12 protein-coding genes are annotated in these 15,293 nt (G+C 71.0%); 11 read left to right on the top strand and 1 reads right to left on the bottom strand.

All coding sequences use genetic code 11. The features are described 5' to 3' along the window. The first annotated feature begins 301 nt into the window (after positions 1 to 301). Genes YIM_RS24980 through YIM_RS24930 form a run of 11 tightly spaced genes read left to right on the top strand, consistent with a single transcriptional unit; the run spans position 302 to position 14,517 of the window. On the top strand, positions 302 to 772 hold the full coding sequence (locus tag YIM_RS24980) for a VOC family protein (RefSeq protein ID WP_153032648.1): 471 nt from the start codon (positions 302 to 304) through the stop codon (positions 770 to 772). Further along, the gene (locus tag YIM_RS24975) at positions 769 to 1,665 is read left to right on the top strand and encodes an L-tyrosine 3-hydroxylase (protein WP_228004001.1); all 897 of its coding nucleotides are present in this window, start codon (positions 769 to 771) and stop codon (positions 1,663 to 1,665) included. The genes YIM_RS24980 and YIM_RS24975 overlap by 4 nt, the downstream gene beginning before the upstream one ends. Next, complete coding sequence (locus YIM_RS24970) at positions 1,662 to 2,555, top strand: LLM class flavin-dependent oxidoreductase (RefSeq protein WP_153032647.1); 894 nt, start codon at positions 1,662 to 1,664, stop codon at positions 2,553 to 2,555. The genes YIM_RS24975 and YIM_RS24970 overlap by 4 nt, the downstream gene beginning before the upstream one ends. Then, the gene (locus tag YIM_RS24965) at positions 2,546 to 3,358 is read left to right on the top strand and encodes a phenazine biosynthesis protein PhzF (protein WP_228004000.1); all 813 of its coding nucleotides are present in this window, start codon (positions 2,546 to 2,548) and stop codon (positions 3,356 to 3,358) included. Before YIM_RS24970 ends, YIM_RS24965 begins: the two co-directional genes overlap by 10 nt. Continuing rightward, positions 3,355 to 4,515: an aminotransferase class V-fold PLP-dependent enzyme gene (locus YIM_RS24960; RefSeq protein ID WP_153032646.1), complete on the top strand. Its 1,161-nt coding sequence runs from the start codon at positions 3,355 to 3,357 to the stop codon at positions 4,513 to 4,515. Before YIM_RS24965 ends, YIM_RS24960 begins: the two co-directional genes overlap by 4 nt. Further along, positions 4,512 to 5,297, top strand: a complete 786-nt coding sequence (locus tag YIM_RS24955) for a tryptophan 2,3-dioxygenase (protein ID WP_153032645.1) — start codon at positions 4,512 to 4,514, stop codon at positions 5,295 to 5,297. The genes YIM_RS24960 and YIM_RS24955 overlap by 4 nt, the downstream gene beginning before the upstream one ends. A gap of 44 nt (positions 5,298 to 5,341) precedes the next feature. After that, a complete protein-coding gene (locus YIM_RS24950) occupies positions 5,342 to 6,412 on the top strand; it encodes a methyltransferase (protein WP_153032644.1) in 1,071 nt (356 codons plus the stop codon). Further along, complete coding sequence (locus YIM_RS24945; RefSeq protein ID WP_153032643.1) at positions 6,405 to 7,232, top strand: alpha/beta hydrolase; 828 nt, start codon at positions 6,405 to 6,407, stop codon at positions 7,230 to 7,232. Before YIM_RS24950 ends, YIM_RS24945 begins: the two co-directional genes overlap by 8 nt. Continuing rightward, complete coding sequence (locus YIM_RS24940) at positions 7,229 to 8,938, top strand: amino acid adenylation domain-containing protein (RefSeq protein WP_153032642.1); 1,710 nt, start codon at positions 7,229 to 7,231, stop codon at positions 8,936 to 8,938. Before YIM_RS24945 ends, YIM_RS24940 begins: the two co-directional genes overlap by 4 nt. A gap of 7 nt (positions 8,939 to 8,945) precedes the next feature. Beyond that, positions 8,946 to 13,136, top strand: a complete 4,191-nt coding sequence (locus YIM_RS24935; RefSeq protein WP_153032641.1) for a thioester reductase domain-containing protein — start codon at positions 8,946 to 8,948, stop codon at positions 13,134 to 13,136. Beyond that, positions 13,129 to 14,517 carry an NAD(P)/FAD-dependent oxidoreductase gene (locus YIM_RS24930; protein ID WP_153032640.1) on the top strand — a complete coding sequence of 463 codons (1,389 nt, stop codon included), beginning with the start codon at positions 13,129 to 13,131 and terminating at the stop codon, positions 14,515 to 14,517. Before YIM_RS24935 ends, YIM_RS24930 begins: the two co-directional genes overlap by 8 nt. 2 nt (positions 14,518 to 14,519) lie before the next feature. Here YIM_RS24930 and YIM_RS24925 read toward each other — a convergent pair whose 3' ends face one another. Beyond that, a complete protein-coding gene (locus YIM_RS24925) occupies positions 14,520 to 15,221 on the bottom strand; it encodes a response regulator transcription factor (protein ID WP_228003999.1) in 702 nt (233 codons plus the stop codon). Positions 15,222 to 15,293: the final 72 nt, after the last annotated feature.

Raw genomic sequence — 15,293 nt, 5'->3', positions numbered from 1 at the left:
CGGGGCGGCACACTCAAAAGACTTTGAACTCCTCGTCAAACCCCGTTGAGCTGACCCATCGTCACAACCGGGTAATTCGATCGGCGGAATACCCGGCGGCCTGGTCGGCGCGGAGTGCACCCGGTGCAGTACTCGCGGAATGCCGCGGCGCAGTCGTTCACCCCGGGTGCAAGCGTCGTGGCGTGGGGTGAACGACTGCCGCTGCCAAGGATTTGTGAGTTCCTTGAAGATCATTTGATTGCACCGGACGCGGCCGGGCGCCGAGCATGAGAAGTGCGCATTCGCGACGGAAGGGCATCCGATGAACGGGCTTGAGATCGCGCCGAGAGTGCACCACCTCGCCATTCAGACCGATGACATGGACGCCACCATCACCTGGTACCGCGAATTCCTCGGCGCCACGGTGGAGTGGTCACTCGACAGTTTCTCGCCGCTCACCCACGAGCGGTTACCCGGAATCCGGAAACTGGTCGAACTGAAGAAGGGCGACCTGCGGTTCCACGTGTTCGACCGTGCCGGGCACAGCCAGGCGGGCCCCGATCCGCTCGGCTACCAGTACCAGCACGTCGGCATCACAGTGGACGAGCCCGAGCAGCTCGTGGAACTCCGCGAGCAGTGGCTGCGGGCCCGCGAGCGGGTGGACGCCGGCTGGGCGCGCGAGGAACCGCCGACCGACATCGTGGTGGACGACGACGGCATGCAGAGCCTGTACGTGCTCGATCCCAACGGCCTCGAACTCGAGTTCGTCTGTTTCACCGGAGCGGACTCGTGAGCAGGCGGGGCGTCGAGCAGGTGACGAACGGGCACTGCCCGCCGGTGCTGGTGCCGCGGTTGTTGTTCATGCCGCCGACGAGCCACGCGCTGGAAACCTGGCCGGACGCCGCGCACGGTGGGGAACCGGCCGCGCGGGAACTGCCCGGCTACGACGCCTTCGGCGCCCACCCGGTCGACGCCCAGCAGCTGTTCTGGTTCCGCTGGATCGTCGGCCACCAGGTCTCCTTCGTGTTGTGGCGGGCGATGTGCGACGTGGTCTGGCGTCATCCCGACGACTCGCCCGGCGAACGCGAACTCGAGCTGCTGACCGCCTGCGTCGACGGGTACAGCGCGATGCTGCTCTACTCGTCGACCGTTCCGCGTGCGCACTACCACGCCCACACCCGGGTGCGGATGGTGTTGCAGCACCCGTCGTTCAGCGGGACCTGGGCGCCGGACTACCGCCCGGTCCGCAAGCTGTTCCGGGGCAAGCTGCCCTGGCAGCACGACTGCGCGGCGCTCGAGGAGGCGGTGGCGCGCAACGGCGTGACCCACGACCACATCGCCGGCCACCTGGTGCCGGACGGGCGTTCCCTGCTGCAGCAGTCCGCCGGTGCGCCGGGCGTGACCGTGTCCAGGGAGAAGGAGGACCTCTACGACAACTTCTTCCTGACCATCCGCCGCCCGGTGAGCCACGTCGAACTGGTCTCGCAGCTCGAATCGCGGCTCGAGGAACTGGCCACCGACCTGACGCACAACGGGCTGTACCCCAACGTCGGCGGGCGCCACCACCCGGTGGTATCCGGCGACTCCGACGAGCTGATGAAGCCGCTGGTCACCGGGGTGCTGGAGGTGCTGGACCGGGCCACCCGCCTGGTTTCCGAGACGCGGCTGGAGGAAGTGCGCTCATGAAGCACGGCATCGTGGTGCTGCCCGAGCACGAGTGGAAGGCCGCCGGCGAGCGCTGGCGGGCCGCCGAACAGCTCGGTTACCACCACGCGTGGACCTACGACCACCTGATGTGGCGCTGGTTCGCCGACCGCCGGTGGTACGCCTCGATCCCGACGCTGACCGCCGCGGCCACCGCCACCGGTTCGATCGGGCTCGGCGTGCTGGTGGCCACGCCGAACTTCCGCCATCCCGTGGCACTGGCCAAGGACCTGGTCACCGTGGACGACATCGCCGAAGGGCGCCTGATCTGCGGACTGGGGGCCGGGGCGCCGGGCCACGACGTGGGTCTGCTCGGCGAGGAGCCGCTGAGTCCCGGCGAGCGTGCCGACCGGTTCGAGGCGTTCGTCGAGCTGCTTGACGCGGTGCTCGTCCGGGGCGACGTGGACCGTTCCTCACGGTGGTACACCGCGAACGGCGTGACCTTCCACCCGCGCGCCGGGGACGGGCGGCGGCTGCCGTTCGCGCTGGCCGCGACCGGACCGCGGGGAATGGCACTGGCCGCCGGGTTCGCCCAGTACTGGGTCACTTCCGGCCCGCCGGGTGACTTCAGCGGACGGCCGTTGCCCGAGGTACTGCCCGCCCTGCGCGAGCAGGTGCGGGGCGTGGACGCGGCCTGCGAGCGGGCGGGGCGCGATCCCGCGTCACTGAACAGGATCTTCGTGGCCGACGCGTCGGCCGGCGGCATCACCGGCTCGGTGGCCGCCTACGAGGACGCCGCGGGCGAGCTGGCCCAGGCGGGGTTCACCGACCTCGTCGTGCACTGGCCGCGCCCCGACCAGCCCTATCAGGGCGACGAACAGGTAGTTGTCGATTTCGCCGAGAAGCACCTGGCAGGCAAGTCATGCGAGTGACCACAGTGGACATGTTCGGCGCGGCGCCGGGCCGGGGGAGCACGCTGGACGTGCTGGTCCCGGACGGGCCGTGCGACGACACCGCGCTCGCCGCCGCGGCCGCGCACGCGAAGCGCCGGGACGCGGACGAGAACGCGCTCGTCAGCGACGTCTCCCGAGCACAAAGGACATTCGGGTCGCGGATCTTCAACACCGACGGTGAAACCCCGTTCGCCACGCACTCGCTGGCCGGGGTGGCCGCGTGCCTGGTCCGGGAGCACACCCTGCCCACCGGTGAGGTCGGGCGCGCGGCCGAGGCGGGGTGCCAGTGGCTGTGGACCGACGGCCGCACCGTCCGGGTGCCGTTCGACGGCCCGGCCGTGCACCAGGAACTGCCGCACGACCCGGAGGTTTTCGGTTCCTACGAAGGCATCGGCCACGCGGGCGGGGTCGGCAGGGCGTTCAACTTCTTCCGCGTCAGCGAGGACCCGCGGACGCTGCCCGCGCCGGATCTGGACCGGATGCGGGAACTGGGCATCACCGATTTCACCCTCTTCCGCTGGGATCCGGACAAGCACGAGGTGCTGGCCCGCGTGTTCGCCCCCGGCTTCGGCCTGCCCGAGGACGCGGGCTGCCTCCCCGCGGCCGCCGCGCTCGGAGCCACCGGGCTGCGCTACACCGACGGCGACCCGGCACCGGTGACGGTCCGCCAGGTCACGCGACGCGGCAACGAGTCCGTTTTCCACTGCACCGGCGAAATCCGAGACGGCCAGGCGAGCGTGTGCGTCACCTCGCAGGTATGGGTCGACCGGAGTGCGTCATGACCGCCGTGCGCGAGCTGGCCACCGGCTTCGACACCGGCGGCGCCATCCACCTCAACGGCAATTCCCTCGGCCCGCCCCGGGAAAGCCTGATCGCGGAACTGGACCGCGTGGTGTCGGAGCAGTGGGCGCGCCGCCAGGTGCAGAGCTGGTTCCAGGACGGCTGGCTGGACCTGCCGCGCACGATCGGCGACAAGCTGGGCACCCTGCTCGGCGCCGCGGCCGGACAGGTCGTGGTCGCCGGGGAGACCACCTCGTCGACCTTGTTCAACGCCATGGTGGCCGCCTGCCGGTTGCGCGAGCGGCCGGAACTGCTCGTCGACGCCGACTCGTTCCCCACCGACCTGTACATCGCCGACTCGGTGGCACGGCTGTCGAACCGACAGCTTGTTGTCAAATCCGGCCGCGATCTCGACGTCTACCTGGCCGAGCACGGCCCTCGGGTGGCCGCGGTGGTCGCCGCGCCGGTGGACTTCCGCACCGGGGAGCGGCGCGACATCGGCGTGCTGACCGCGCTGGCGCACGCCGCCGGAGCGGTGACGGTGTGGGACCTCAGCCACGCCGCCGGGGTGCTGCCGACCGGGCTGGACGCCAACGACGTGGACCTCGCGGTCGGCTGTGGTTACAAGTACCTCGGCGGCGGACCGGGCGCGCCCGCCTTCCTGTACGTGGCCGCCCGGCTCCAGTCCACAGTGGATTTCCCGCTGACCGGCTGGCACGGGCACGCCAGGCCGTTCGCGATGGTGCCGGGGTTCGAACCCGCGCCGGACGTGGATCGGGCGCGCACCGGTACCCCGCCGCTGCTCAGCCTGATCGGCCTGGACCACGCCATCGACCCGCTGGTCGAGCTGGGTATCCACGAACTGCGCGAGCGCAGCCGCGCGCTCGGTGAGACCTTCGTGGACCACCTCGGGGAGCGTCGCCCCGATCTGCTGCGGGAACTCGTCTCGCCGCGCGACGCCGAGTCCCGCGGTGCGCACCTCGCGCTCCGCGTCCCGGATGCCGAGCGGATCGAACACGCGCTCGCCGAGCGCGGTGTGCTCGTCGACCACCGGCATCCCGACCTGATCCGGTTCGCCTTCGCGCCGTTGTACGTGACGCACGACCAGGTGCGGCGCGCGGTGGACGCACTGAGCCACGCCGTGGAGGGAGCGCGATGACCCAGGCACCCGAGTACGTCGCCTACGCCAGGATGGACGAGCTGCACCAGTTGCAGCACCCGCGCAGCGAAGCGCGCGGCGAGCTGAACTTCATCCTGCTCAGCCACGTCAAGGAACTGCTGTTCCGCGCGGTGATCGACGATCTGGACTGCGCTCGCCAGGCGCTGCAGCACGATGACGTCCCGCGTGCCTGCCTCGCGCTGTCCCGGGCCACGCGCACCCAGCGTGTGCTGGTGAGCTGCTGGGAGTCGCTCAACGGCATGTCGGCCGACGAGTTCGTGGCGTTCCGGCACGTGCTCAACGACGCCTCCGGGGTGCAGTCCTTCGCCTACCGCACCTTGGAGTTCGTGATGGGCAACCGGCCGCGCCGCCAGGTGGAGGCCGCGCACCAGGACGGGCACACGCTGCTGCGCGCCGAGCTGGCCAAGCCGTCGCTGTACGACGTGGCGCTGCGGTACCTGGCGCGGCAGGGGTTCTCCATGCCGGCGGACTGCGTGGACGGCCCGACCACGCGGCAGCACGAGCCCAGTTCCCTGGTCGAGGACGCGTGGCTGGAGATCTACCGGCACCCGGAACGGCATCCCGACGCGCATCGGCTGGCCGAGGCGCTGCTGGAGGTCGCGTACCAGTTCTCCTGCTGGCGGGCCACGCACCTGCTCGTCGTCGAACGCATGCTCGGCGGGAAGGGCGGGACCGGCGGCAGCGACGGGGCGTCCTGGCTGCGCGCCATCAACGAGCACCGGTTCTTCCCGGAGCTGTGGACCTTCCGCACCCGGCTCTAGCCGCCGGGATGACCACCGAGACCACCGATCGACGGAGGAGCACGATGGATCACCGCACGGGCAGCGACACCCTGACCAAACCGGTCGACCTGAGTTCGCTGGTGCCGGTGCTGTTCGGGTTCGCCGCCTTCCAGCAGCTGCGGGCGGCGTCGGAGCTGCAGTTGTTCGAGTACCTCACGCTGAACGGACCGTCCACTTGCGACCAGGTGGCCGGCGGGCTCGGCCTGCCGGTGAAGTCGGCGCGCAAGCTGCTGCTGGGCACCACCTCGCTGGGGCTGACCGAACGCGAGGAGAACCGGTACGCGTTGTCCGGGCAGCTGCGCGCGGCGTTCGACGACGGCACGTGGCCGCTGATCCGCAACATCATCGACTTCCAGCAGCAGCTGTCCTACGGCCCCGCCCACGAGTACGCCGAATCGCTGCGGACCGGGACGAACCAGGGCCTCAAGCACGTGCCGGGGTCCGGCACCAATCTCTACGCGCGGCTCGAACAGACCCCGGAGCTGGAGAACCTGTTCTACCGGGGCATGCACTCGTGGTCGGAGCTGTCCAATCCGGTGCTGTTGCGGCAGGTGGACTACACCGGCGTGCGCAGGCTGCTGGACGTGGGCGGGGGCAGCGCGGTCAACGCGATCGCCCTGGCCCGCGCCCATCCGCACCTGGAGGCGACGGTGTTCGATCTCGAAGGAGCCATCGAGGTGGCGCGGGACAACATCGCCGCCGCCGGGCTCGGTGACCGGATCGACGTCGCGGCCGGGGACATGTTCGGTGATCCCATGCCCGCCGGGTACGACATGGTGCTGTTCGCCCACCAGTTCGTGATCTGGTCGCCGGAACAGAACCAGGCGCTGCTCAAGCAGGCGTATGAGGCCCTGGAGCCCGGTGGCCGGGTGGTGGTGTTCAACGCCTTCGCCTCGGACGACGGGAGCGGCCCGCTCTACAGCGCGCTGGACAACGTCTACTTCGCGACGCTGCCGTCGGAGGATTCGACGATCTACGAATGGCACGAGCACGAGGAATGGCTCACCGCGACCGGGTTCACCGACATCAAGCGCGTCCACAACGAGGGCTGGACACCGCACGGGGTCATCGAGGGGCGCAAGCCCGATGCGTGAACTCGATCCGGGGTACTCGCCGAGTTCGGCCGCCCGCGATCCGGACGGGTCGCTGCGGCGGTACCGGGCACGCGGTGACGCCGCCCGCGCCCGGCTCGACGTGGACGAGGCGGTGCCGTACGGGACGGATCCCGGCGAGCGCTGCCACGTGTTCCCCGGTGGCCCGTCGGCGCTGGTTTTTGTGCACGGCGGTCACTGGCAGGAGTCCGGTATCGACGACGCCTGCTTCGCCGCGTCGGACGCCGTGGCCGGTGGGTACACCTTCGTGGCCGTCGGGTACGGGCTCGCGCCCGCCCGCACGCTGCCCGAGATGATCACCTCGGTGGCGCGTGCCCTGTCGTGGCTCGCCGAATCCGGGGCGCGGTACGGGATCGACCCGGAGCGCCTGCACGTCGCGGGCAGCAGCGCGGGCGCGCACCTGCTCGCCGCGGCGCTGGCGATCGGCGACACCCCGCGCGTGCGCGGCGCGTGCCTGCTGAGCGGGCTCTACGACCTCACCGAGATCCCGCGCACCTACGTCAACGACGCGCTCGGCCTGACGCCCGCGCTGGCCCGCGAGTGCAGTCCGCTGCGGATGCCCGCGCCCGCGTGCGACTCGGTGCTGCTCGCCGCCGGGCAGCACGAGACGCCGACCTACCTGCGCCAGCACGAGCGGTACCTGGCGCACCTGAGCGCACACGAGGTCCCGGTCACCGGGCGGATCGTGCCCGGCCGGGACCACTTCGACCTGCCGCTGGACCTCGCGGACCCGTCGACCTCACTGGGCCGGGCCTGCCTGGAGCAGCTACGGACCACGGAAGGACCGGTGACTTCGCGATGACGATCGACCAGGCCTTCGCCGCCGCGGCACGGGAGCACGCCTCCCGTGAAGCGATCTCCGACGGGCCGGCCACGCTGACCTACGCCGAACTCGACGCCGTGACAAACCAGCTGGCCAGAGCACTGCACGCCCGTCACCTGCTACCGGGGGAACCGGTCGGCGTGCACCTGGAGCGCGGCCTCGCCACCTACGAGGTGTTCCTCGGCATTCTCAAGGCCGGGCTCGTGGTGGTGCCGTTCAACCCGCGCCACCCCGGCGACCACAAGGCGCAGATGGTCCGCGCCGCCGCGCCGGTCCTCACGGTGACCGATGGCGAGGCACCCGACGGCCTGCCCGAGGAGTCGTGCGTGCCGGTGGCGGACCTGCTCGCCGAAGCGGCGGAGCTGCCCGCGGATCCGGTGCGGCCGAAGTCGTTCCCCGAGGCGCCCGCGTTCATCCTGTTCACCTCGGGCTCGACGGGCGCGCCCAAGGGCGTGGTGATCGCCCATCGCGGGATCGACAGGGTCGCGCGCAAGCTCACCGGGTTCACCCCCGGTCCCGGGGACCGGTTCCTGCAACTCGCGCAACCGGCGTTCGCCGCGTCGACCACCGACATCTGGACCTGCCTGCTGCGGGGTGGGCGGCTCAGCGTGGCACCGCAGGACGTGCCGCCGCTCGGCGACCTCGCGCGGTTGATCGAGCGTGAGCGGACCACCGTGCTGAACCTGCCGGTCGGCTTGTTCAACCTGCTCGTCGAGCACCACCCGGAGACCATCGCGCAGGCGTCCTCGGTGATCGTCAGCGGGGACTTCCCGTCGACCGATCACCTCGAACGCGCGCTCGCGGTGATCGGCGGCGACCTGTTCAACGCCTTCGGCTGCACGGAGAACTCGGCGCTGACCGCGGTCCACAAGATCACCGCGGCGGACCTGACCAGCGCGGAGGTGCCGGTCGGCAGACCGATGCCGTCGGTGGAGATGACCGTGCGCGACGAGGCGCTCGACGAATGCCCGCCCGGTGTGATCGGCGAACTGTGCATCGCGGGTGAGGGGGTAGCGCTGGGTTATCTCGGCGACCAGGAGCTGACCGAGAAGAAGTTCGTCCGGCACGAGGGCGGGCGTCTGCTGCGCACCGGTGACCTGGCCAAGCTGACCGAGGCGGGCGAGATCGTGCTGGCCGGGCGTACCGACCAGATGCTCAAGGTCCGGGGTTTCCGGGTGGAGCCCCGGCACGTCGAGGTGACCGCCGAGGCGTTTCCCGGGATCCACCAGGCCGTGGCGCAGGCCGCCGGGGACCAGCTCGTGTTGTGGTGCGTGCCGTCGCCCGGCCACGAGTTCTCCGACCACGACCTGCTGGAGCACCTGCGTGCGCGGCTGCCCGACTACATGGTGCCCTCGCGCGTGCTGGCCCTGGAGTCCTTCCCCCGCAACACCAACGGCAAGATCGATCGGAAGGCACTGGCCTCCCGCCTGGAAACCCGCGCGAGCGCGGACGGCCCCGCCGACCGTCTCACGGCGGTGGTGCACTCGACGCTGACCGACGTGGCGGGCAACCAGGAGATCGGCCCGGACGACCGGCTGCTCGAACGCGGGATCACCTCGCTGCACCTGATCGACCTCGGCGCCCGGCTCGAGGAGCTGACCGGCGTCGTGCTGGCACCTGACGAGATTGTCGGCGCGGGCACCGCACACGGTGTCGCCGACCTGATCCGCACCAAGCGTGCTTGAGGTTGAGATGACCACCACCAGCCTGCGACCAGCGACCCGGCGGCTGCCCGCGTCACCGGCCCAGCCCGGCCTGTGGTTCGCCAGTGCCTACGGAGCCGATCCCACGGCGTACAACCAGCCGCTGGTGCTGCGCCCGCGTGTGCCGCTGGACCACACCACGCTCGCCGACGCGCTGCGTATCGTGCACCGGGCGCATTCGGCGCTGCGCACCACCTTCGAAGCCGACGGCGAACTGCGGCAGGTGGTGCACGAGGAGCTGGAGCCGATCGTCGACGTGCGCGCGTTCCCCGGCGGTGACGAGGAAACCTGGGTGGCCGAGCAGGTCGCCGACATCGCGGGCACCGTGTTCGACCTGCACAACGGTCCGCTCGCGCGGGTGCGCCACCTGCGGCTCGGCCATGGGCGGCCGAGCGTGCTGGTGTTCAACATCCACCACACCGTGTTCGACGGCCTGTCCTGGAAGACCTACCTGCGTCAGCTCGAAGCTGCCTACACCGCGCTGTTCGACGGCCGCGAACCCGCGCTGCGGCCGGAACGCCAGGCGGAAGATGCCTACGAACGCTGGTCGCGGCGCGTGGGTTCGCCGCGGTACTGGGCGGACAAGCTCGCGGACGCCCCGGTGGCGGTCCCGATCGGGCTGCCCGGCGAGCAGCCGAGGCGGAACGTCACCCACCACCTGGCCCTCGACGACCGGGTTTCCGCGCGGGTGAAGGAGTTCTGCGCTGCCGAAGGCGTCACCACCAGCATGTTCTTCGTGGCGCTGTGCTTCGTGTTGCTGCACCGGCAGACACGGCAGGACGATCTCCTGCTCGGGGTGCCGATCAGCGTCCGCGACACCGGCGACGCCGAGGTGATCGGCCACCTCACCAACACGGTGGTGCTGCGCCACCGGCTGGAGCGCGACGGCACCGCCCGCGACGTCCTGAGGTCGGTGAAGCGCGACCTGCTCGACGCGCTGCGGCACCGGCACACCCCGCTGGAGTCGGTGGTCAGCGAGCTTCGCGCGTCCGGGTCCGGTGAGCTGTTCGACGCGATGGTCACTGTGATGCCGCACGAGGCGCGGAGCCTGAACCTGCGTGACTGGGACGTGGAGACCTGGGAGCACCCGCCGGGCGGGGCGAAGTACGACCTGGCGATCGTGGTGGACGAGCGGCCGGACCGGTACACGCTGATCGTCGAGCACGCGACCGCTTCGGCCGAAGGCGAGGCGTTCACCGGGTTTCTGGCGCAGCGCCTGGAAACGCTGGTCGAGTCGGTGCTCACCGACCCGGACGAGAAGGTCGGCGACCTGCGGTGGACGAGCATCGAGGAAGAGCGGGCCATCACCGAGCTGTGCGCACGCCGGACCGCCGCCCCCGAACTGGGCACCGAGCTGACCACGGACCTGCTCACGGCCACCGAAGGACCGGCGGTCGTCGCGGACGGCACGGTCACGGACCACGCCGAACTGGCGCGCCGCGCCGCGGGCGTCGCCGCCGGCCTGGCCGCCCGGGGCGTTCGCGACGGGCAGCCGGTGGCGGTGCTGATGCCACCCGGGCTCGACCTGGTGACGGCGGTGTTCGGCATTCTGCTCGCCGGTGGCGCCTACGTCGTGCTCGATCCCGGTCAACCGGCGGAACGGCTGGACTTCCAGCTGGCGGACTGCGGTGCGCGAATCGTGCTGCGTGAACTGCCGGACGCGGGCGGTTCGGTGGATGGCCCCCGGAAGACCCCGGAGGACACCGCGTACATCGTCTACACCTCCGGGTCCACCGGCCGCCCCAAGGGCGTCGAGCTGACCGAGGCGACGCTGGCCAACCTGGTGCACAACCAGGCGGGCAGGCCGATGCGCACGCTGCAGTACATGCCGCCGGCCTTCGACGTGTTCGCGATCGAGGTGTTCGGGGCACTGGGCAACGGCGGCACGCTGATCGTCCCGCCCGAGTCCGCGCGCACCGATTTCGAGGAACTGGCGGCGGTGCTGGCCGAAGAGCGCGTCGAGCGGGTGTTCTTCCCGTACGTCGCGCTGCGGGAACTGGCCGCCGTGCTGAGTTCGTCCACAGTGGAATTGCCGGACCTGCGCGAGGTGTACGTCACCGGTGAGCGGCTGGTGGTCACCGACGACCTGCGCGAGATGTTCCGGCGGTGCCCCGACGCCCGGCTGATCAACGCCTACGGCCCGTCCGAGGCGCACCTGTGCAGTGAGGACCGGCTTCCGGCCGATCCCGGCGAGTGGCCGACGCTGCCGTCGATCGGCCGGGTGGTGCCGGGAGTCGACGCCTACGTGTTCAGCGACACCGAGGCGGCGCAGGTCGCGCCGTTCGGTGTGGAGGGCGAACTGTGCGTCGCGGGCCCGGTCGTGTCGCCCGGTTACCTCGGGCTGCCGGAGAAGACCCGGCAGGCCATGGTGCCCGATCCGTTCGTGCCAGGACACCGGATGTACCGGACCGGTGACGTTGTCGTGCTGGCCCCGGACGGGCGCCTGCACTATCGCGGCCGGGAGGACGACCAGGTCAAGATCCAGGGCTACCGCGTGGAACCCGGTGAGGTCGAGGCCGCGCTGGAACGCGAACTCGGGGTGGACGCGGCCGCGGCCATCGCGGTGTCCTCCGGCCAGGACCTCGTGCTGCGTGCCTTCGTGCGGAGTCCCGACGAGCCGCCGCCGGACTGGCGCACCCGGCTCGGGGCCGTGCTGCCGGGTTACATGGTGCCCCGGCAGGTGACCAGGATCGACGCCATACCGGTGAACGTGAACGGCAAAACCGATCGCCGCGCGCTCGAAGCCATCCCGGTCGCGGCACCCCCGGAAGAACCCGCGGACTGGATCGGCCAGGAGCGTGAAATGGCCGAGTTGTGGGCACAGGTGCTGGACCAGCCACCGGCGACCCGGGATGCCGACTTCTTCGCCCTCGGCGGGAATTCGCTGCTCGCGGCCCGGTTGCACCGACTGGTCAAGCAGCGCTTCCGCACCGAGGTCGGCTTGTCGGCGCTGCTGAACACCCCGACCGTGCCCGGTATGACGCACAGCCTCGGCGACACCGCGGCGGAACTCGATCTCCGCGCGGAAGCCCAGCTCGGCGAGCTGGTCGTGGGGGAGCGGCGGGAGCCGGCGGACGGGGTCGTCCTGCTCACCGGCGCCACCGGTTTCCTGGGCAGTCACCTGCTCGACGAGTTGCAGCGGACCGGGCACCGCGTGCGCTGCCTGATCCGCGCGGACAGCGTCGCCGCCGCGCGGGAACGCCTGCGTGAGACGTTCGAGAAGTTCGCCATCGAACCGTCCCGGCTGGACGAAGCCGAGGTCTGCCTCGGCGACCTCGCCGAACCGCGGTTCGGCCTCGACGACTACGAGGCGCAGGCGCGGGAAGTCACCGAGGTCTACCACGCGGCCGCGCACATCAACTTCGTCGTGCCGTACCCCACGGTCAAGCGCACCAACGTCGACGGACTGCGGCAGCTGCTCGGCTTCTGCGCGGTCAACCGCACGCCGCTGCGCCTGATCTCCACCCTGGGTGTGTTCCCGCCCGACGACACCACCGGCCTGGTCGAAGAGGACGCGGTTCCCGGTGACCCGGCGTCACTGGGCATCGGCTACACCCAGAGCAAGTGGGTGGCCGAACAGCTCGCGCTGGCGGCGCGGCGCGCCGGGCTGCCGGTCACGCTGCACCGCGTCGGCCGCATCGCCGGGCACAGCCGGACCGGGGCCTGCCGGCACGACGACTTCTTCTGGTTGCAGATGAAGGGATTCGCCCTGCTCGGCTGCTACCCCGAGGAGATCACCGAGGCACCGGCGGTGGACCTGCTGCCGGTCGACCACGTGGCACGGGCGCTGGTCGCGCTGTCCGAAGGCAAGCCGGACAACAAAACCTGGCACCTCTACCACGCGGACGGTCTCGACTGGCCCACCATCGTCCACACCATCCGCGCCGAGGGCTACCCGACCGCGCCCACCGCCCAGACCCGGTGGATGGCCGAGCTGGAACGGCAGGCCGAGACACGTGGCCAGGGCCTGGGCCCGCTGGTGCCGCTGATGCGCGAGGGCGTGCTGCGCCTGGGCGCGATCACGTTCGGCAACGAGAGAACCCGGCGCGCGCTGACCGAGGTCGGCTGCCCGCCACCACCGGCGGACCCGGGCTGGATCCGCCGGATGTTCGAGTACTTCCGCGCCGCCGGGGCCGTGCCGCCACCGGCCGCGGCCGATCCGGGAGGTCGTCATGCCTGAGCAAGAGCCGCGTTCGGTGGTGATCATCGGGGCCGGGCCGGTGGGCTGCGCACTGGCCACGCTGCTGCGGCGGCAGGGCCTGGAGGTGGACGTGTTCGAGCGGGGTGCGGAGTCGGCGGGCACCGGGTCCGGCCACTCGTTCAACCTCACCCTCACCTCGCGCGGGCTCGACTGCCTGCCCGCCTCGGTCAAGCGGCGGCTCTACCTGCAGGGTTCGGTGCTGGTCAAGCGGATCATCCACCACCGCGACGGCGCCATCTCCACCCAGCCCTACGGCGCCACGAACGCGCACCACCTGCTGTCCATCCCACGTGGCGTGCTGCAGGACATCCTGCGCGACCAGTCACTGCGCGCGGGCGCCCGCATCCACTACGGGCTGACGTGCGTGGACGTCGACCCCGGCCGTCCCGCCGCGCTGCTGCGAAGCACCGACGGCACCACCACCTGGGTCGCCGGTGACCTGCTGGTCGCCTGCGACGGCGCCAACAGCGCGGTGCGCGGCGCCATCGCCACCGACCACCCCGCCGAGCTGTGGGTGGACCGCGACACGATTCCGCACGGTTACGCGGAAATCACCATGGACTACGGTGACGCCGATCCCACCGGCATGCACCTGTGGCCGCGCGACGACCACTTCCTGCAATCCCAGCCGAACCGGGACCAGACCTTCACCACCAGCCTGTTCAAACCGCTCGCCGGTGGCGCGCGGCACCGGCACTTCTCGGAGCTGACCTCACCGGAACAGGTCCGCGCCCACTGCGCGGCCGAGTTCCCCGACGTGTTCGTGCGGATGGCCGGGGTCGGCAAGGACCTGACCACGCGCGGGCCCGGCCTGCTGCGGATCGTCAACTGCGGCCCGTACCACCACCGGCGCGCGATCCTGGTCGGCGACGCCGCGCACGCCGTGGTGCCGTTCTTCGGACAGGGCATCAACTGCAGTTTCGAGGACGTCGCCACGCTGGCCCGGCTGCTGGAGAAGTTCCAGTTCGCCAGCAGCGGTGACAGCGGGCCGGTCGCGGAAACCGTCGCCGAGGAGTACAGCGACGCGCGGGTCGCGGCCGGGCACGCGCTGGCCGAGCTTTCGCTGCGCAACTTCGAAGAGCTGTCGAACCACGTGAACAGCAGGTCGTTCCTGGCGCGCCGGGCGCTGGAGGCGCGGCTGCACGAGCAGCACCCCGACCTGTTCACCCCGCTCTACCAGCTGGTGGCGTTCACAAACGTGCCATACGACGTGGCGCAGCGGGTGCACCGGGAGGCGAGCGAGGTGCTGGACGCGGCCTGCCGGGGCCGCGACCCGCGACGCGACCAGGACGCGATCATCGAGGAGTTCGTCCGGCACCACGACCGCGACCTGACCCCGGCGAGGCGGCGGGCCGGATGAGGTCATCCGGCCGCTCCGCCGGACCGGCCCGCGTCGGCGGGGTCCGGTTCGGGGGTGTTCTCGTTGAACCGGAAGCCGACCCCGCGGACGGTGATGATCCAGTGCGCGGAGCCGAGCTTCTTGCGGATGCTGCTCAGGTGCGTGTCGATGGTCCGGCTGGCCAGCGAGGTCACCTCGTCGCCGACGTTGTCGTAGGCCCAGACCCGCCGCAGCAGCTCCGCCCTGGTGAACACCTTGTCCGGTTCGGCGGCGAGCAGGCGCAGCAGTTCGAACTCCTTGCGGGTCAGGTCGACCGGCCGGTCGGCGAGCTTGACCTCGCGCAGGGCGGGGCAGATTTCCAGCCGCCCGGCGTTGAGCTTGGGCTGGGTGGCCATCCGGACCCGCCGCAGCAGCGCTTCCAGCCGGGCCATCAGCTCCCGGCTGCGGTACGGCTTCGCGATGCAGTCGTCACAACCGCCCTCCAGCGCGAGCACGCGGTCCAGCTCACGGACGGAGGCGAAGCCGATCATCGGTATGTCGCTGGCGTTGCGGATCTCCCGGCACAGGGTGAGCCCGTCGAAGTCGGTGAGGTCCAGATCGATGAGCACCACGTCGAAGCTGGCGTAGGAGGCCATCGCCGCGGCGCCGGTCGAGGCGGCCTCGGCCTCGAAGCCGTGGCGGCGGAGGTCGTTGACCATCTCCTCGACGCCCTCGCAGTCCGCCACGACCAGCACATGTGGACCAGGGTGGAGCAATGCGCCGTCTCCTTCTCCGATGATCTCGCTCGATTCCCAGTA

It is taken from the genome of Amycolatopsis sp. YIM 10 (assembly GCF_009429145.1).
Lineage (GTDB): Bacteria > Actinomycetota > Actinomycetes > Mycobacteriales > Pseudonocardiaceae > Amycolatopsis.
The sequence above is the reverse complement of the archived record's forward strand: the minus strand, read 5'-3'. Positions and strand labels throughout refer to the sequence as shown.

Bases quoted from the DNA above. Each gene is read 5' to 3' on its own strand.
- YIM_RS24950 (WP_153032644.1), top strand. From the start codon at position 5,342: ATGGATCACCGCACGGGCAGCGACACCCTGACCAAACCGGTCGACCTG.
- YIM_RS24960 (WP_153032646.1), top strand. From the start codon at position 3,355: ATGACCGCCGTGCGCGAGCTGGCCACCGGCTTCGACACCGGCGGCGCC.
- YIM_RS24970 (WP_153032647.1), top strand. From the start codon at position 1,662: ATGAAGCACGGCATCGTGGTGCTGCCCGAGCACGAGTGGAAGGCCGCC.
- YIM_RS24945 (WP_153032643.1), top strand. From the start codon at position 6,405: ATGCGTGAACTCGATCCGGGGTACTCGCCGAGTTCGGCCGCCCGCGAT.
- YIM_RS24980 (WP_153032648.1), top strand. From the start codon at position 302: ATGAACGGGCTTGAGATCGCGCCGAGAGTGCACCACCTCGCCATTCAG.
- YIM_RS24955 (WP_153032645.1), top strand. From the start codon at position 4,512: ATGACCCAGGCACCCGAGTACGTCGCCTACGCCAGGATGGACGAGCTG.
- YIM_RS24965 (WP_228004000.1), top strand. From the start codon at position 2,546: ATGCGAGTGACCACAGTGGACATGTTCGGCGCGGCGCCGGGCCGGGGG.
- YIM_RS24935 (WP_153032641.1), top strand. From the start codon at position 8,946: ATGACCACCACCAGCCTGCGACCAGCGACCCGGCGGCTGCCCGCGTCA.
- YIM_RS24930 (WP_153032640.1), top strand. From the start codon at position 13,129: ATGCCTGAGCAAGAGCCGCGTTCGGTGGTGATCATCGGGGCCGGGCCG.
- YIM_RS24940 (WP_153032642.1), top strand. From the start codon at position 7,229: ATGACGATCGACCAGGCCTTCGCCGCCGCGGCACGGGAGCACGCCTCC.